Source organism: Mariniflexile soesokkakense (assembly GCF_039650365.1).
GTDB classification, from domain to species: Bacteria; Bacteroidota; Bacteroidia; order Flavobacteriales; family Flavobacteriaceae; genus Mariniflexile; species Mariniflexile soesokkakense.
In genome coordinates, this window is the sequence record NZ_JAZHYP010000003.1 from 493,688 (window position 1) to 512,173 (window position 18,486).

General features: G+C 33.9%; 18 protein-coding genes. 10 read left to right on the top strand and 8 right to left on the bottom strand.

All coding sequences use genetic code 11. From position 1 onward, the window contains the following. Positions 1-3 precede the first annotated feature (3 nt). The 8 genes from atpA to VP395_RS08965 all read left to right on the top strand — a co-directional run bounded on the left by atpA (position 4) and on the right by VP395_RS08965 (position 9,220). Positions 4-1,584, top strand: coding sequence for a F0F1 ATP synthase subunit alpha (atpA, locus tag VP395_RS08930; RefSeq protein ID WP_346241625.1), 1,581 nt, complete (start codon positions 4-6; stop codon positions 1,582-1,584). Between the two features lie 69 nt (positions 1,585-1,653). Then, positions 1,654-2,514, top strand: a complete 861-nt coding sequence (gene atpG / locus VP395_RS08935; protein ID WP_346241627.1) for an ATP synthase F1 subunit gamma — start codon at positions 1,654-1,656, stop codon at positions 2,512-2,514. Positions 2,515-2,648: 134 nt separating this feature from the next. After that, positions 2,649-4,109, top strand: coding sequence for an oligosaccharide flippase family protein (locus VP395_RS08940; RefSeq protein WP_346241793.1), 1,461 nt, complete (start codon positions 2,649-2,651; stop codon positions 4,107-4,109). After that, positions 4,109-4,543 carry a dUTP diphosphatase gene (gene dut, locus VP395_RS08945; RefSeq protein ID WP_346241629.1) on the top strand — a complete coding sequence of 145 codons (435 nt, stop codon included), beginning with the start codon at positions 4,109-4,111 and terminating at the stop codon, positions 4,541-4,543. Before VP395_RS08940 ends, dut begins: the two co-directional genes overlap by 1 nt. 96 nt (positions 4,544-4,639) lie before the next feature. Then, on the top strand, positions 4,640-5,659 hold the full coding sequence (locus tag VP395_RS08950; protein WP_346241631.1) for a sugar phosphate nucleotidyltransferase: 1,020 nt from the start codon (positions 4,640-4,642) through the stop codon (positions 5,657-5,659). A gap of 194 nt (positions 5,660-5,853) precedes the next feature. Beyond that, a complete protein-coding gene (locus VP395_RS08955) occupies positions 5,854-7,215 on the top strand; it encodes a tetratricopeptide repeat protein (RefSeq protein ID WP_346241633.1) in 1,362 nt (453 codons plus the stop codon). Next, positions 7,215-7,982 (top strand): lipoprotein insertase outer membrane protein LolB1, encoded by a 768-nt coding sequence (lolB1, locus tag VP395_RS08960; protein ID WP_346241635.1) that lies wholly within the window; start codon positions 7,215-7,217, stop codon positions 7,980-7,982. Before VP395_RS08955 ends, lolB1 begins: the two co-directional genes overlap by 1 nt. Beyond that, entirely contained in the window at positions 7,982-9,220 is a 1,239-nt protein-coding gene (locus VP395_RS08965; protein ID WP_346241637.1) for a murein hydrolase activator EnvC family protein, read from the top strand. Before lolB1 ends, VP395_RS08965 begins: the two co-directional genes overlap by 1 nt. Before the next feature lie 93 nt (positions 9,221-9,313). Here VP395_RS08965 and VP395_RS08970 read toward each other — a convergent pair whose 3' ends face one another. Further along, positions 9,314-9,823, bottom strand: coding sequence for an acyl-CoA thioesterase (locus tag VP395_RS08970; protein WP_346241639.1), 510 nt, complete (start codon positions 9,821-9,823; stop codon positions 9,314-9,316). Positions 9,824-9,892: 69 nt separating this feature from the next. Next, positions 9,893-10,840, bottom strand: a complete 948-nt coding sequence (locus VP395_RS08975) for an HU domain-containing protein (RefSeq protein WP_346241641.1) — start codon at positions 10,838-10,840, stop codon at positions 9,893-9,895. Positions 10,841-10,944: 104 nt separating this feature from the next. Between VP395_RS08975 and dprA the strand changes: the two genes are divergently transcribed. Further along, positions 10,945-12,048, top strand: coding sequence for a DNA-processing protein DprA (gene dprA / locus VP395_RS08980; RefSeq protein WP_346241643.1), 1,104 nt, complete (start codon positions 10,945-10,947; stop codon positions 12,046-12,048). 47 nt (positions 12,049-12,095) lie between these two features. Here dprA and VP395_RS08985 read toward each other — a convergent pair whose 3' ends face one another. Both VP395_RS08985 and trpS read right to left on the bottom strand, forming a co-directional pair. Beyond that, the gene (locus VP395_RS08985) at positions 12,096-12,719 is read right to left on the bottom strand and encodes a hypothetical protein (protein WP_346241645.1); all 624 of its coding nucleotides are present in this window, start codon (positions 12,717-12,719) and stop codon (positions 12,096-12,098) included. A 2-nt stretch (positions 12,720-12,721) separates the two neighbouring features. Further along, the gene (gene trpS, locus VP395_RS08990) at positions 12,722-13,690 is read right to left on the bottom strand and encodes a tryptophan--tRNA ligase (RefSeq protein ID WP_346241647.1); all 969 of its coding nucleotides are present in this window, start codon (positions 13,688-13,690) and stop codon (positions 12,722-12,724) included. A gap of 119 nt (positions 13,691-13,809) precedes the next feature. Between trpS and VP395_RS08995 the strand changes: the two genes are divergently transcribed. Continuing rightward, positions 13,810-14,547 (top strand): lysophospholipid acyltransferase family protein, encoded by a 738-nt coding sequence (locus VP395_RS08995; RefSeq protein WP_346241649.1) that lies wholly within the window; start codon positions 13,810-13,812, stop codon positions 14,545-14,547. 85 nt (positions 14,548-14,632) lie between these two features. On the opposite strand, the gene VP395_RS09000 is transcribed toward VP395_RS08995, so the two are convergent. The 4 genes from VP395_RS09000 to recA all read right to left on the bottom strand — a co-directional run bounded on the left by VP395_RS09000 (position 14,633) and on the right by recA (position 18,200). After that, positions 14,633-16,111: a hypothetical protein gene (locus VP395_RS09000; RefSeq protein WP_346241651.1), complete on the bottom strand. Its 1,479-nt coding sequence runs from the start codon at positions 16,109-16,111 to the stop codon at positions 14,633-14,635. Further along, on the bottom strand, positions 16,112-16,654 hold the full coding sequence (locus tag VP395_RS09005; protein ID WP_346241653.1) for an RNA polymerase sigma factor: 543 nt from the start codon (positions 16,652-16,654) through the stop codon (positions 16,112-16,114). Positions 16,655-16,683: 29 nt separating this feature from the next. Then, on the bottom strand, positions 16,684-17,097 hold the full coding sequence (locus VP395_RS09010; protein WP_346241655.1) for a hypothetical protein: 414 nt from the start codon (positions 17,095-17,097) through the stop codon (positions 16,684-16,686). 89 nt (positions 17,098-17,186) lie between these two features. After that, the gene (gene recA, locus VP395_RS09015) at positions 17,187-18,200 is read right to left on the bottom strand and encodes a recombinase RecA (protein WP_346241657.1); all 1,014 of its coding nucleotides are present in this window, start codon (positions 18,198-18,200) and stop codon (positions 17,187-17,189) included. Between the last annotated feature and the right edge of the window lie 286 nt (positions 18,201-18,486).

Consider the following 18,486-nt stretch of genomic DNA (forward strand, 5'->3'; position numbering starts at 1 on the left):
AAGATGGCAGAAGTAAAACCAGCTGAAATATCAGCAATCTTAAAGCAACAACTAGCAGGTTTCGAAGCAAGTGCTTCTTTAGACGAAGTTGGAACTGTATTAACTGTAGGTGATGGTATTGTACGTGCTTACGGATTAGCTAACGCTCAATATGGTGAGTTAGTAGAATTCGAAGCAGGTTTAGAAGGTATCGTACTTAATCTTGAAGAGGATAACGTAGGTATTGTATTATTAGGAGTTTCTAAAGGCGTTAAAGAAGGTTCTACAGTAAAACGTACAGGTCGTATCGCATCTATTAATGTAGGTGAAGGTATTGTTGGACGTGTGGTAGACACTTTAGGTAACCCAATAGATGGTAAAGGTCCTATTTCTGGTAAAACTTACGAGATGCCTTTAGAGCGTAAAGCGCCTGGGGTTATTTTCCGTGAGCCAGTTACTGAGCCGTTACAAACAGGTATCAAATCTATCGACGCGATGATTCCTGTAGGTCGTGGTCAGCGTGAGTTGGTTATTGGTGACCGTCAAACTGGTAAAACAGCTGTTTGTATTGATACCATCTTAAATCAAAAAGAATTTTACGATGCAGGTGAGCCTGTATATTGTATATATGTTGCCGTTGGTCAAAAAGCATCAACAGTAGCTTTAATTGCTAAAACTTTAGAAGAAAAAGGTGCTTTAGCCTATACTACTATCGTAGCTGCAAACGCATCAGATCCTGCAGCAATGCAAGTATATGCGCCGTTTACAGGAGCTTCTATTGGAGAGTATTTTAGAGATACGGGTCGTCCAGCATTAATCGTGTTTGATGATTTATCTAAACAAGCAGTAGCTTACCGTGAGGTGTCTTTATTATTACGTCGTCCACCGGGACGTGAGGCGTATCCAGGTGACGTTTTCTACTTACATTCACGTTTATTAGAGCGTTCTGCAAAAGTTATTAATAATGACGAGATTGCTAAAAACATGAACGACCTTCCAGAGTCTCTTAAAGGAATCGTAAAAGGTGGTGGTTCATTAACAGCGTTACCAATTATTGAAACACAAGCGGGAGACGTTTCTGCATATATCCCAACTAACGTAATTTCTATTACAGATGGGCAGATTTTCTTAGATGGAGATTTATTTAACTCGGGGGTTCGTCCAGCAATTAACGTAGGTATTTCGGTATCTCGTGTTGGTGGTAATGCTCAGATTAAATCTATGAAAAAAGTAGCAGGTACTTTAAAATTAGATCAAGCGCAATTCCGCGAATTAGAAGCATTTGCTAAGTTTGGTTCAGATTTAGATGCCGTTACCTTAAACGTAATTAATAAAGGTAAGCGTAACGTTGAGATTTTAAAACAAGCACAAAACGATCCATTTAAAGTGGAAGACCAAGTAGCAATTATCTATGCCGGTTCTAAAAACTTATTAAGAGATGTGCCTGTTGAAAAAGTAAAAGAATTTGAAAGAGATTATATTGAATTCTTAAAAGCGAAACATGCCAATGTATTAGCAGACTTAAAAGCAGGAAAATTAACTGATGAAGTTACCGATACATTAACTGCTGTAGCTAAAGATTTATCAGGAAAATATAGAGCTTAACAAAGTTCAGCGTTTAAAGTTATGGGTCATAATCCCATAACTTTAAACTCATAACTCATAACTTTAAACATGGCAAATTTAAAAGAAATACGTAATAGAATATCATCGGTATCTTCAACCATGCAGATTACCAGTGCCATGAAAATGGTATCGGCTGCAAAGTTAAAGAAAGCACAAGATGCTATTACAGCTATGCGTCCTTATGCAGATAAGTTAACCGAACTTTTACAAAGTTTAAGCGCTACTTTAGATGCAGATTCTGGAAGTAAATATTCTGAGCAACGTGAAGTAAAAAAAGTTTTAATTGTTGCTGTTACTTCTAATAGAGGTTTAGCAGGAGCTTTTAATTCAAACATTATTAAAGAAGTTAATAGATTAACATCTAAAACCTATGCCAACCAAGAAGTTTCGTATTTAGCTATTGGGAAAAAGGCAAATGATGCTTTTAAAAAGACTAACAAAGTTATTTCAAATAAAAGCACTATTTATGATGATTTAACTTTTGATAATGTAGCAGAAATTGCTGAGATGTTAATGGCTAAATATGTTGCTGGTGAATTCGATAAAATTGAAATCGTTTACAACAAGTTTAAAAATGCAGCGACTCAAGAAGTGATAACTGAACAGTTTTTACCTATAATTCCAGTAAAGAGTGATTCTAATGTAAATTTAGATTACATTTTTGAGCCTTCAAAAATTGAAATCGTTGAGCAATTAATTCCTAAGTCGTTAAAAACACAATTGTACAAAGGCATTAGAGACTCTTTCGCGAGCGAACATGGTGCACGTATGACTGCGATGCACAAAGCAACAGATAACGCAAAAGAGCTAAGAGACCAGCTTAAATTAACATATAATAAAGCACGTCAAGCTTCTATTACTAATGAAATCCTTGAGATTGTTGGTGGTGCTGAAGCTTTAAATAACTAATATTGTTATGCTGAACTTGTTTCAGCATAACAAAATGTCTAGCCTCACTATTTATAGTGGGGCTTTTTATTTAATGATTATTTTTATTGCTGTGTTGAATTATCTACTTTTAACACAACTTATTGCACATCACATTGAGCGGACTCAAAACATTATTTAAGCAGACTTTTATTTACGGATTAGCTACGGTGCTTCCTAGAATGCTTAGCTTCATTTTAGTGCCACTTTATACCACTAAAGGGGTTTTGTCATCCGTAGCGGAGTATGGCGAAGTATCTGTTATTTTCTCCTATTTTGTATTATTCAATGTGGTTTTGGCTTATGGTTTGGAAACCGCTTTTTTTAGATTTTTCAATAAAGACGAAGATAAAGATACCGTTATAGGTACTTCCGCAATTTCTCTTATTGTTTCTTCCTTTCTATTTTTTGTAATAGCCTTAATATTTCAAAATCAAATCGCATATTATATAGATATCGATGTTAAATACATCAATCTAGTTATCTGGATTTTACTTTTTGACGCCTTGGTTATTATTCCCTTTGCGTGGTTAAGAGCCACACAACGCCCCATGCGATATGCCGTTATTAAAATCCTTAATGTGGTTCTTAATTTAGGGTTGAATTTGTTTTTCCTGTTAGCGCTAAAAAAAATGGCTGTAAGCAATTCTTTTTTTGATAGCATATACAAACCAAATTTTGAAATCAGTTATATATTTATCGCAAACCTAATAGCAAGTGGCCTTACATTGCTTTTAATGACGCCTTTTTATGCTAAAATAAAATATATTTTTAATGCCGATTTATGGAAAACCATGATGCGTTACGCATTTCCAGTTTTAATTGCAGGTATAGCATTTTCTATAAATGAAACGTTTGATAGAATTTTATTAAAGGAACTATTGCCAGCAAATGTCGCCGAAACCGATATTGGTATGTATTCGGCCTGTTATAAAATTTCGCTGTTTATGACACTGTTTGCAACGGCATATCGTTTGGGTATAGAACCTTTCTTTTTTAGTCATGCAAAAAGTGTAAACCCTCAAAAGAATTACGCAAAAATATTAGAATTTTTTGTGGCTCTAGGTTCGGTAATATTACTTTTTGTTGTGGTTTTTGCCGATATTCTAAAACCCATTATTGTTAGAAGTGAAGCCTATTGGGAAGCCATGTGGGTGGTGCCAATTATACTAATTGCCAACTTTTGCTTGGGCATTTACCATAATTTGTCGGTTTGGTATAAAATCACCGATAAAACAAAATTTGGTGCATATATTTCTATTGTGGGTGCCATTGTAACCCTAATAATTAACTTTGTTTTTATTGAAGCTTACAGTTACAAAGCTTCAGCCGTGGCTACTTTAGCAGCCTATTCAATAATGATGGTTTTATCTTATTATTATGGAAGAAAGTATTACCCCATACCTTATAATTTAAAGAAAATAAGCATGTATTTACTGCTTTCCATAGGGTTATCTATCGTATCATTTTATGAATTTAGAACTAATTATGTTGTTGGAATTTCTATGTTAATCGTATTTTTGGGCATTGTGGTTATTTCAGAGAAAAACGAATTAAAAAAGATATTTAATAAATAATGAACATTAAAATAATAAACAAATCCAATCATGCTTTACCACATTATGAAACAGTGGCATCTGCTGGTATGGATTTACGAGCCAATTTATCAGAATCGAGAACATTAAAACCTTTAGAGCGAAGCATTGTAGGTACGGGTTTATTTATAGAATTACCAATAGGCTACGAAGCACAAGTGCGCCCACGAAGTGGTTTAGCTGCTAAAAAAGGCATTACTGTTTTAAACGCACCAGGAACCATTGATGCTGATTATAGAGGTGAAATAGGAGTGATTTTAGTAAACCTTTCTAATGAAGATTTTGTAATTCAAAACGGAGAACGTGTAGCTCAGTTGGTAATTGCAAAACATGACCGTGCAGAATGGATTGCTGTTGAAGAACTTTCAGAAACCGCTAGAGGCGAAGGTGGTTTTGGGAGTACTGGAGTAAAATAATCCCCTAAACCCCAAAGGGGGAATTTGGGTCGAAATAAATTAAAAATAAAGTTTAACTAAAAATCCCCTCTCCAAAGGAGAGGGCTAGGGAGAGGAATGAAAATAATAGTACCAATGGCAGGACGAGGTTCTCGTTTGCGTCCACACAGTTTAACCGTACCAAAACCTTTAATACCAGTTGCAGGTCAACCCATCGTGCATCGTTTGGTAAAGGATATTGCCAAAGTTTTAAAGCAACCTATTGATGAAATCGCTTTTGTTTTGGGCGATCCTGCTTTTTTTGGTGATGATGTTGTTGAAAGTTTAGAAAAACTGGCAACCGATTTAGGTGCGAAAGCATCCATTTACCGTCAAGATTTACCCTTAGGTACAGGTCATGCTATTATGTGTGCAAAACCATCTTTATCAGGACCTGCAGTGATTGCTTACGCTGATACTTTGATACGTGCAGAATTTGATTTAGACCCTACAGCAGATAGCGTTATTTGGACGAAACAAGTAGAAAATCCAGAAGCTTACGGTGTTGTAAAACTTAACGCAAACCAAGAGATTGTTGAGCTAGTTGAAAAACCAGAAACGTTTGTGAGCGATCAAGCTGTAATTGGTATTTATTACTTTAAAGATGTAGCGGTTTTAAAAGAAAAACTACAACAAATTTTAGATGAAAACGTTACCAATGGAGGTGAATACCAAATTAATGATGGTATAAAACGCATGATGGCAGATGGCAGAGTTTTTAAAACAGGAACGGTTGATGAGTGGATGGATTGTGGAAACAAAGCCATAACCGTTGAAACCAATACCAGAATGTTAGGCTTTTTAAAAGCAGATGGTGAAGAGCAATTGGTAGCAACTTCGGCGAAATTGCAAGATTCTAATATTATTGAACCTTGTTTTATTGGCGAAAATGTGGTTATAAAAAATAGTACTGTTGGTCCTAATGTGTCTATTGGGAATAACACAGTAATTGAAAATTCAACCGTTAAAAATAGCTTAATACAAAACCATACCACCATCAAAAATGCTAATTTAGATGAAGCTATGGTTGGGAACCATGTAAAGTTTAATGGTAAGTTTACTAGTGTGAGTATTGGTGATTATTCTGTTTTAGAATAAAAATTCTGTAGTTTATAATGCGCACAGTCGAAGTATAGGCAGGAATCTCAAAATAACTGGTTTGGAATAACTTTTGTTTAGGCTAATTAATAGCAAACACACGCGTTAGGGATTGAAGCGGCATCCTTTTTTAAGGGACGAAAAAAAGATATAGCGAAAAGCCCGACCCTTGTGGTAACGCCCAAATAAATTGCATGAAATATAAAATTTACATACTATTTTTTATCATCGGAACTTTTTTGCTTCCGCAGATAAATTATGCCCAAGTAGATTTTAACAAAAAACCTGATGATGATTTGGGTGATGTTGAAGATAGATTTCAGGAACTTTTTTACGAAGCTTTAAAACAAAGGGGCATTGAAAATTACGACCGTTCTGTAGATGCGCTTTTGAAATGTATTGAATTAGATAATTCGGTTCCTGTTCTATATTTTGAATTAGGAAAAAACTACTACCAGCTTAAAAATTTTGGAGCTGCTGAAGATGCCTTAAAAAAAGCCGTTAGTAAAGCACCTGAAAACGAATGGTTTTTAGATGCACTATATGTGTTTTATATGGAACAAAATGAATTTGATAAGGCCATTAAAACCGTGAAGCAATTGGTGAAATTTCACCCCGATTATAAAGAGAATTTAGCGGCGTTGTATGTAAAAACCAAAGAGTACAATGATGCGTTGAAGATTTTGGATGAATTAGATACTGAATTTGGTATTTCGGTAGCGAGAGATATGATGCGTAATCAAATATATGAGGCTACGGGACGCAAAAAGGATCAAATAAAAAACTTAGAAGCACGTGTTGAAGACAATCCGGATAAAGAATCCAATTACTTACAACTGATTTTCCGGTACAGCGAAAACAACGAAAAGGAAAAAGCATTTGAAACAGCTAAAGAGTTGTTGAAAATTAGCCCTAATTCGCAAATTGTCCATTTAGCGTTGTATAAGTTTTATTTAGATGATAATAATGCAGAAAAGGCCATTGAATCTATGAAAATTGTGGTTAAAAGCCCAGAAATAAAACCGGAAGCAAAACTTAAAGTGCTTACCGATTTTGTTCAGTTTGTTGGCAATAATCCGCAATATGAAGCCGATTTAGTAGAGGCAACAACTTTAGTGGGCGATAGTAGCAACAGCAAAACCCTAATAGAACTTGGGCAATATTATTTATCAAAAAGCAACAAACCAAAGGCTCTAGAGTATTTTGAAGCGGCATTAAAAATTGATGCAGAAAACTTTAATGTACTTCGAAACGTATTGTTACTTTACATAGATTTGCAAAAGTTTAATGTAGCAGAGAAAAAGAGTAATGAGGTGCTTCAAAAATATCCGGCACAACCGCTGTTTTATTTAATTAATGGGGTGGCATTAAACCAATTAAATCAGCCACAGAAAGCGGTTGATGTTTTAGAAACAGGATTGGATTTTATAATTGATGATAACAAAATGGAAATCGATTTTTATAATCAATTAAGTACAGCATACGGTTTATTAAACAATACAGTAAAGGCAAAGACGTTTATTGATAAAGCAAAACAATTAGAAACTTCAAATTAATGAACCTACTTAAGCACGCCTTTTTATTCCTTTTAGTTTTATTGATATGTAACTGTAAAGCCTCTAAAACCATTGGAGGAGGCGAAGCAAATTTTAATTTAAATGCCAAACAGCTTTTAAAAGAAAATGGCAAAAAAAAACCAGACTTTAAAACGTTACAATCGAAACTTAAAATAACGTATAGTCAAGACGGTAAAGAACAGTCTTATACGGTCAATTTTAGAGCAAAAAAAGACGAAGTGCTATGGATAAGTGCTGCATTTTCGGTAGTAAAAGCGTTAATTACTCCTGAAAAAGTGAGTTTCTATAATAAATTAGATAATACCTACTTTGAAGGCGATTACAAATATTTAAGTAATTTATTGGGTACTGATTTAGATTTCCAAAAGGTTGAGAATTTGCTATTAGGCGAAGCTATTTTTAATTTGAATGCAAGTACTTACGAAGTTTCGGTTATTAATAATGGATACATTTTTCAGCCTAAACAACAACACGAACTGTTTGAAATTTTCTTTTTGTTAGACCCCGTTCATTTTAAAATAAAATCACAACAAGTATCGCAACCAGTAGAGTTGAGGCATTTGCAAATAGACTATTTATCACACCAAGAAGTAGAGAAACAAACATTACCAGAACGTATTAAAGTGATTGCAGTAGAGGCGAATAAAGAAACCATTATCGATTTAGAATTTAAAAGCGTTACTTTAAATGAAGATTTAAGCTTTCCGTATAAAATACCCTCAGGTTTTAAAGAAATAAAACTTTAATGTTACAAAAGAACAACCAATCAATTAGAATAGTCTTACTACTTAGCTTTATGTTTTGTAGTGTTTTTGTGTTTTCGCAAAGCGCCAAACAACAAGAATTGGAAGCGCGCAGGCAAGAACTTCGTTTAGAAATTCAGAAAATAGCCCAATTACGTGCCGAAAACCAAAGTAAGGAAAAATCGCAATTAACCTTAATTCAAGATTTCAAGCATAAAATAAAGGTGTTGGATAATTTGATTAAAGTGACCAACCAACAAGCCAATTTAATAACGCGAGATATTAATTACAACCAAAGAAAGATAACGAGTTTAAGAGACGAATTAAAGGTTTTAAAAGAAGATTACGCTGCTATGATGGTGAAGTCTTATAAAAGTCGAAATCAACAAAGCAGAATCATGTTTTTGCTGTCTGCAAACGATTTTAAACAAGCCTACAAGCGTTTACAGTATATGAAGCAATATACCGACCACCAAAAGGAACAAGGCGAAACCATAAAAGCAAAAACCGCAGAATTGCAAGCCATAAATTTAGAATTACTTAAACAACAAGAAACCAAGAAAAAACTGATTGCTGAAAATAGAGAAGTTCAAAAAACTTTAGAAGGAGAGCGCAAACAGCATGAAGAATTAATGAAGTCCATTAAAAAGAATATATCTGTTTATGCGGCTCAAATAAAGCAAAAGCAACAAGAAGCCGATAGAATTGATGCTGAAATAGACCGTATTATTAAAGAAGCTATAGCAAAATCCAACTTAAAATCAGGTGCTACAATTACAAAAAGCTCTTCAGGATTTGCGTTAACTCCAGAAGAAAAGGTTTTAGCAGCTAATTTTGTGGCAAACAAAGGAAAACTACCTTGGCCGGTTGAAAAAGGCTATGTAACGCTTGGTTATGGCACACAGCCGCATCCTATTGACCATTCGTTGACTATTAAAAGTAATGGCGTCCGAATTGCCACTGAAAAAGGAGCCAAAGTATTTGCCGTTTTTAATGGCGAGGTAAGTGCCGTACTTAAAATGAAAAACGTAAACCCGATTGTTATGGTTCGCCATGGTGATTACCTAACCCTTTACAAAAACCTCTCAACCGTTTATGTAAAAGAAGGCGATAAAGTAAGCACGAAACAAGCCATAGGCGAGGTATTTACCAACCCTTCAAACGGAGAAACCATTTTAAGTTTTTCAATTTCTAAAGGAACAGCTACCGAAAATCCAGCATCGTGGGTTTTTAAAATGTAAAATTCCTGCGAAAGAGAGGGTCTAAACCTTTTAATTTAGGATTTTTTGTAAAAATAATTTGTGAATTGGCGGTTTGTTTTGAATTTTAAAAATCTACTCAAACAAAGCTTTCAACTCAGTCGCTTCACTAGGTTTTATTTTTCCAGATAGTAGTAAACTTAATTGTTTTCGGCGTAAAGCAGCTTCAAAACGTTGTTTTTCTAAATCGGTTTCAGGAAGTACTTCAGGTACTAATACAGGCTTTCCAGTATCATCAACCGCTACAAAAGTGTAAATGCCTTCATTGGCTTTGGTGCGTTCGCCAGAGATGCGATCTTCAATCCAAACATCAATAAAAACTTCCATAGATGTTTTAAAAGCTCTGGATACTTTAGCTTCAACAGTTACAACACTACCTAACGGCACCGCTTTACTAAAAGCTACATGATTTACCGAGGCAGTTACTACAATATGTCTGCAATGGCGTCGTGCCGAAATACTTGCGGCTCTATCCATTCGTGCCAATAATTCACCCCCAAAAAGGTTGTTTAGTGGGTTGGTTTCACCAGGTAAAACCATATCGGTAAGAATCGTTTTAGATTGTTCGGGTGTTTTAGCTTGCATCACAACATGTTTAATTATGCTGCAAAGGTAAAATGATTTCGGGATTTAGTATGGGAATTTAAGATATAATTACTCAGCAGTTACATCCAGCTCTTTAACCAATAACCAAGCATCTTCGTTTTGATTTTTTCTAACATCACGTAAAACACTTAAAGCTTCCTCGGCAGTTTCATAACTTCCATAAACAACTTCGTGTAAACCGTATTTGTTTACGCCAATAGTTCTGGCATTAAAACCTTGTTCTTTTAATTGACTGATAATTAATTCGCAGTTATCTTCAACTCTAAAAGCACCAGCTATAACATGGTAGTTGCCAGATTGTTTGGTAACATTTAAAGTAATAGCCGGAAGCGGATTCAAATTAAAAGTAGCTTGTTCTATTTTAGCATCTAATTGTTGGAATGCTTTTTCTTGAGCTATTTGATTGTGTTGCTCAATTTGGTCAATATAATATTTAGAAGACACCAATCCGCCTAAAGTTAAGGCTATAAAAGCTACGGCAGCGTATTTAAAATACGGTTTAGATTTGCGTTTTTCTTGAGTAATTGTTAACGGAATTACTTTTTCAATGGCTTCAACCTCTGTTTTGTAAACCTCTCGAGAAACTCTTGGAGATACCAATTGCGATAATCCAAAAGAATTGGTTAAATAGTTTAGCTGGTAAATAGGTTCAAATAAAATTTTGCCTTCATTATTAAAGGTTATGTCTCCAATATTTTTAAAAGTGATGGATTCACCTTGAGTTAAATACGATTTTATTGTACTAACACGTTTTGCAATTTTTTCATTAGCTACCTCAAAAGGGATTTTTTCTACATCGGCAATATAATGTGCCAATAAGCCATCGTTATTATGAATTTGCTCATTAAAAGATACTGTTTTTTTTGGCGGATAAAAGGTATTGGTAGCATCATCAATAGCTGCAGATGCACGTTGTGTTAAAAATGCACCAAACTCTGGTATGGTAACACACTCATATCTGTAGAGTAAATCGCTTATGTAAGTTTCTAATTGCATAGAAACAAAGTTAAAAAATTATAGATATCGATAAAATTTAGACTCAATTATTTATTAACAGTGTAAAAATTCTTTTATTGCAGCTTCAAAATCAATAGTATAGAATGAGCGAAACGGATTTGCTTTACACATTAGCCTTGCAACATGTACCAAATATTGGTGATATTATGGCTAAACGACTTATTTCTCACTGCGGAACTGCCGAGGCTGTTTTGAAAGAAAAGAAACAAAACTTGCTAAAAGTTGATGGCATTGGCAGTGTTATTTTAGGAGATTTATTTAAACCGCATCATTTAAAAGAAGCTGAAAAGGAAATTTCTTTTATAAAAGAAAATAATATTAAGGTTTTATATTTTGAAGCAAGTAATTATCCCGAAAAACTGAAGCATTGTATTGATGGACCTATTTTGTTGTTCCAAACAGGAAATATTAATTTAAAGGAGCAACGTATTATTAGCATTGTAGGGGCTAGAAAAATCACCACTAATGGCATCACTTTTTGTGAAGAATTGGTAGAAAAACTGGCTATTTATAACCCACTTATTGTTTCTGGATTTGCGTATGGAACCGATATTACAGCACATAGAGCAGCCTTAAAACACAATTTACAGACTATAGGTTGTTTAGCGCACGGGCTTAATCAAATTTATCCGGCTGTACACAAAAAGTATATGGTTGAAGTGGAAAGGAACGGTGGTTTTTTTACTGATTTTTGGAGTAGCGATACATTCGATAGAAACAATTTTTTAAAAAGAAACCGTGTTATTGCAGGGGTGAGCGAAGCTACTATTGTTATAGAGTCTGCAGAAAAAGGTGGAAGCTTGGTCACTGCCGATATTGCCAACTCGTATAATCGCGATGTATTTGCCGTACCAGGAAGACCAACTGATTCACAAAGTTCGGGTTGCAACAATTTAATAAAATACCAAAAAGCACATATATTAACAACACCTTTAGATGTACCTTATATTTTAAACTGGAAGTTAGAAGAAGATAAAAAACCAGCCATTCAAAAACAGTTGTTTATTGAGTTGGATGCTACCGAAAAAATAATTTACAAATACCTTAAAGAGAACGATAAGCAACAATTAGATATTATAGCTATAAATTGTAACCTACCAATTTTTAAAATAGCTAGTGTGTTGTTGAATATGGAATTAAAAGGAGTTGTTAGGCCGTTGCCAGGGAAGTTGTTTGAGGTTGTTTAAAATTCCTGCGAAAGCAGGAGTTTTATGTACTCCAATTAGAAATAGAATTATTCAGAAATACTGTAAGCACTATTTTCTATTCTAACTTTTGTGCCTTCAATATTTGACCACTCAAGAATCTTTCCAAGATTAAAAGATTTGAGATTAATTGTGTCAAATGCAACAAGTGCTTGGTTTTTTATTTTAGCCATATAATTATCTTCCGCATAAAAGGTTATAAGATTGACTTTTGGGTCTTCTTGGTTTTGTTCAAAAAAATAAACAATCCATTTAAACATATTATCTTTAGTATCTAAAAAATAACGGTTTCCATCTTCACTTAAACTTCCTTCTGTATCCGAATAATAATTTTTTATCATTGATAATTTAGTGCCAATTTTAACTTTATTATATTTTATGGGATAAGGATTTGATTTTTCAAAAATTTGATAAGATTCACTTTGATTTATTATTTCTATTAGTTTTTTTTCTGTTTGTTTTTTTACTTGATTTTGGATTTCAGGCTTTGTTTTATTTGAAGGAAATATAAAGCTATTTATATCTTGTAAAGCATTAGTAAATTTAGAAACCCCTATAATTATTAATCCAAATACAATTATTGGCCATATTAGACGGTGGTTTTTAACTTTATTTAGAATTGTCCCAATTAAATCTTTTTCTTTATCCGCCATAATTAATACCCAACCTTTTCACGAACACGTTTCAAAACATCATTTGCAACCAATCTAGCTTTTTCAGCACCTAAAGCCAATGCTTTATCAATTTCGTTTAGGTTATCCATGTAATAATTATAACGCTCGCGTTGAGTGGAAAAGGTTTCAACTATTAATTCAAACAAGGCCTGTTTAGCGTGCCCGTAACCATAATTACCGTTTTCATAGTTGGCTTTCATAGTTTTTATTTGCTCGTCACTTGCCAACAAATTATAAATAGCAAAACAGTTACAAGTACTCCAATCTTTAGGTTCTTCAAGCGGGGTGCTATCGGTTTGGATGGTCATGATTTGCTTGCGCAGTTTTTTATCATCTAAAAAAATATTGATGGTGTTGTCTCTACTTTTACTCATCTTTTCACCATCGGTACCTGGAATAAGCATGATGTTTTCTTCAACTTTCCCTTCAGGCAATACAAAAACGTCGCCCATTTTCGCATGAAAGCGAGCCGCCACATCACGTGTCATTTCTATATGTTGTAATTGGTCTTTCCCTACGGGAATTATTTCGGCATCATACAACAAAATATCGGCAGCCATAAGCATGGGGTAGAAAAATAAACCTGCATTTACATCTTCCAATCTATCAGCTTTGTCTTTAAAACTATGTGCCAATGTTAACCGTTGGTAAGGAAAAAAGCAACTTAAATACCAGGACAACTCTGTTACTTGCGCAATATCACTCTGTCTGTAAAACACCGTTTTTTCAATATCCAAGCCAAATGCCAACCAAGTAGCAGCTACCGAATAGGTGTTTTGTCTTAACGTTTCGGCATCTTTAATTTGGGTTAACGTATGTAAATTGGCAATAAATAAAAACGATTCGTTTTCAGGACTGTTAGCCATTTTTATTGCTGGCATCAATGCCCCTAGAATGTTTCCTAAATGTGGTGTTCCTGTACTTTGTATGCCTGTAAGTATTCTTGCCATTTTTTCATTCCCATGAAAACGGGAATCTTTTTTTAATTAATAATCGGTAAAATTTCAACAGTCACAAAGGTAATTTTTTTAATAGAATTGCTCAATACAATTATGTATTTTTGGGTTCGATGAAGTTATTTAAATATCTATTCTGGATTTTGTACCGCATTTGGTTCTATGTACTTGTAGCACTGCCTATACTTATCATGTTTCCCATACTTTTAATTTCTATTTTAAAGGAATCGTGGTATCCGTATTTTTTTAAATTGGCTCGTTTTTGGGCTAAAATAATTTTAATAGGTATGGGTTTTCGCTGGGCAATTGAAAACGAACAAACACCCGATAAAAGCAAAAGTTATTTGTTTATTGCCAACCACACATCTATGGCTGATGTTATGCTGATGTTGGTCTCACTTAAAAATCCGTTTGTTTTTGTTGGAAAAAAAGAGTTGACAAAAATCCCCTTATTTGGTTTTTTCTATAAACGCACTTGTATTTTGGTTGATAGAAGTTCTGAAAAAAGTAGGAAAGCCGTTTTTTTAAGAGCTCAAAAACGTTTGAAAACAGGTGTGAGTATTTGTATTTTTCCCGAAGGAGGTGTGCCAGAAGAACATATTATCTTAGACGAATTTAAAGATGGTGCTTTTAGGTTGGCTATCAATCATCATATTCCTGTTGTGCCAATAACTTTTGGAGATAACAAAAAACGGTTATCATATACGTTTTTTAGTGGAGGACCGGGAAAAATGCGTGTAAAAATCCATCAATTTTTAACAACTAAAAACTTAACGGTTCAAGATACAAAAGCTTTAAATGAAAATGCGAGGAACGTTATTTTAAAACAATTACAAGCTTTTAATCCATAAAAAAGACTACTCTGGGGAGAGCAGTCTTTTTCTGATATTGATTTTATAGTTTAATGAAAATCAATATCTAGATCTAACCAAAAACCTAGAATTTAATGGCAAATCCAGTATAAACACCTATAAAAAACGGTGTAAAATTACCAGAAGTATTATTAAACGTGTTAATTTGATATTTAAACATAGGTTCTAAATTAAAATCTATTTTTTTAGAGACTTGGTAATTAAAGCCTACACCGAAATTAGCACTATAGCTTACTTTATTTATATTGTTTGCTTCACCCAGAAAGGTTCTTGTGCCAGTTTCGGCTTCAGAATATATTTTATTATTACTCAAAAAGAACGAACTGAAACCGCCAATAACGTTAATGCCTAATTTACTGTTAACAAGAGCGTATTGAATTTCTAAAGGCACTTCAATATAGCCTAAGGCTTGATTGATTGAAGTATTTGTTGTTTCAAAGCCACCTGGCGCAGCACTTAAATTTTCACCACTAATAATCGAAATATTATCCGTTGCAGTACTATTTGCACTGGCATTAATATTTTCTAATGCGCGTGAGCTTGAACTTATTCCAACAGATTGATAAATAATCACATTGTTGGTGTTATAGCCTAAATTTACCTTGTTAACGCCCGAACGCACTTTTATTTTGTCGTTTATAACATAACTAGCACTAATACCATAACTCATGTTAACTTCACCCGTTTTAGAGTTGCTGTTAAATTGGGGGTCTATAGATGAGCCTTCGCCTAAACTATTAAAATAAACAGGTGCTGCATTTGGGGTAATGCGCCATTTGTTTGAGTTGTTCTTATTTTCAATTACGTCTTTATTGCTGTCTAAGGCTTCTTCTATAGTCAATGAATTTTTTTCTTTGTTTTCAGCTTTAGCAATAGTGCTCTTTTCTTTTGAAGTGTTGCTGATTAATTTTTTGGCTTTTTCTGTAGTAATTAAAGGTTTATTATTTTGAATAACATCTTCTTTGTTTTGAGAATTATTCAAAATTTTAGCAATGTTATTTGTATTGTTTTTTTCTTCGGAATTTGAAGCAACAGCATCATTTTTGGAAGATGTTAAACTGTTTTTTAAACTCGATTTTTTATTTGTAGCTAAAACTGTTTGCTGGTTACTTTCATTTTTATTGGATGAATATGAAGCGTTTGCTTTTGATGATTCTTGATACGCTTCAGTTGTGTTTGATGTAACTTTGGTGGTGTTTTGAAAATCAGCTTCTAAACTTTTTTGTGCAGCATTATCATTTTCAACAGCAACTTTAGTATCGTTAGAAGGGTTTGAACTTCGAGTTTGGGAGTCTTCAGTATCTACAACTTTTGTTGGGGTTGTGTTTTCTTCATTAAAAAAATAAGTGCCACCAATGGTTAATAGTAATGCTAGTAATGCAGCAACACCTGCATAGCGCCACCAAATTGGAATAATGCGACGCTTTTTCTTATCTTGGATAAGCTCTGTTTCAATGTTTTTCCAAACAGCATCGCTAGGAGTCGCTTCAAAATCCTTGAAATGCTCTTGAAATAACCTATCTATATGTTTTTTATCACTCATTTATAATGATTGTAAACTTTGTGTTGTTTTGTGATCTTCAATAGTTTGCTTCAAAATTTGTCTAGCGCGTGCTAAATTAGATTTTGAAGTGCCTATGTTAATGTCTAGCATACTTGCTATGTCTTTATGTGAATAACCATCCAGCACATAGAGGTTAAAAACCAATCGGTACCTGTCTGGCAATTCTTGAATGATTCGTAAAAGATAGTCGATAGATATCACATCTTCATCAACTTCTATTTCAACATCATCAATTACATTTTCATTTATAATATCAAAAACCTTTTCCTTTCTGTACTGTTGTAAAACGGTATTTATAGTAACTCGTTTAAGCCAACCTTCAAACGAGCCTTTGTTCTTATACTGTTCAATTTTTTTGAAAATTGTTAAAAAAGCGTCTTGCAGATTATCTTCCGCTTCGGCATAATTACGTGAATACTTTAAGCACACAGAGAAAAGTTTACTCGAAAAGAGTTTATACAATTCACTCTGTGCTTTAGTATCATTAATTTTACAACTTTCTATGAGTTGATCTAAACTCAAATTAAACAAGGATTGGTTAATACTTAAACTTATTCTGTTACTGGTACTTCAATAGTTAAGTATTGATCTTCTCCATTATCGTCTTCACCTTGCCAAAACTTAAAAATGTAAGAACCGTTACTTGTAACTATAAAGTTAAAAGTAGCTTCTTCTGAAACATTATCCAAAGTTTCGCAAGTATCATTTCCATAAACCAATGTTATGGGTGCTACAGTACGCTCATTTAGGTTTTTAGAGTAATAAAACTCTTTAAAAACATGACACGCTGTGGGTTTTAAAAACGTAACCGTTATAGGGTATGTTTCTCCCAATACAAATTCACTAGGAATATCAACACTCTCTACCGGTAAAATTTCAAAGCTATAGTTACTTCTGTTATCATTATCTATACTACAAGAAACAAGTAAAACTAAAGCTAAACTTAGGGCGATTAACTTTTTCATTGATTATTTTCTTTTTATACATAGATGCATTGATACCAAAAAGGTTGCGTATTAAAACAAAAAAATCCCGATAATTCGGGATTTTTAAACTATTCTGCTTCTGAAGCTGCTTTGGCTATTTTTCTAACCTTGCCTTCGAGTTCGTCCATGAGTTCTGGATTGTCTTTTATAAGTGCTTTAACGGCATCTCTACCTTGCCCTAGTTTTGTTTCATCATAACTAAACCAAGAGCCGCTTTTTTTAATGATTTCATTTTCAACAGCAATGTCTAAAACTTCGCCCACTTTACTAATGCCTTCTCCGTACATAATATCGAATTCAGCCGTTTTAAATGGTGGTGCTACTTTGTTTTTAACCACTTTTACACGGGTTTTATTACCGGTAACATTGCCATCGGTTTCTTTTATTTGCGTAGATCGACGGATGTCTAAACGCACAGAAGCGTAAAACTTTAAAGCATTACCACCCGTCGTAGTTTCTGGGTTACCGAACATTACCCCAATTTTTTCACGTAATTGGTTAATGAAAATTACGGTACAATTTGTTTTGCTAATAGAAGCTGTTAACTTTCTTAAGGCTTGCGACATTAAACGTGCATGTAAGCCCATTTTAGAATCGCCCATTTCGCCTTCAATTTCACTTTTTGGTGTTAATGCAGCAACCGAATCTATAACTACAATATCAATAGCACCCGAGCGAATTAAATTATCGGCAATTTCTAAAGCTTGTTCACCGTTATCTGGTTGCGAGATGATTAAATTTTCTAAATCTACACCTAATTTTTCAGCATAAAATCTGTCAAAAGCATGTTCAGCATCAATAAAAGCGGCAATACCTCCAGCTTTTTGTGCTTCGGCAATAGCGTGTAAAGTAAGAGTTGTTTTTCCAGAAGATTCCGGTCCGTAAATTTCAATAACACGTCCGCGTGGGTAACCACCAACGCCCAAGGCAATATCCAAACCAAGAGACCCCGATGAAATAGCATCAACATCCACAACCGCTTGGTCGCTCATTTTCATTACAGTACCTTTTCCATAGGCCTTGTCTAATTTATCTAACGTAAGTTTTAGTGCTTTTAATTTAGCTTCTTTTTCGCTGCTCATTTTTATTTTTATTTTCTGAAGTAATGGATGCTAAAATAGTATAAGTTTCGTCATCATACAATTTTATAACGCAACCTTTATGAACATTTTGCATCTACAAATAAATAGTTGGAAAGATATTGCTATGAAACGAATATTAAGAATGCTATAAACGCAGACTAACTCAAACTATTCTTAGGAAGCACCTGTTTAATAAATGGGTGCTTTTTTTGTGATTATTGTGCTAGTTTTTTTAAAAATTGTACTTTTGCCCAATAAAATAATCTTTAACCTTAAAACATTAGTA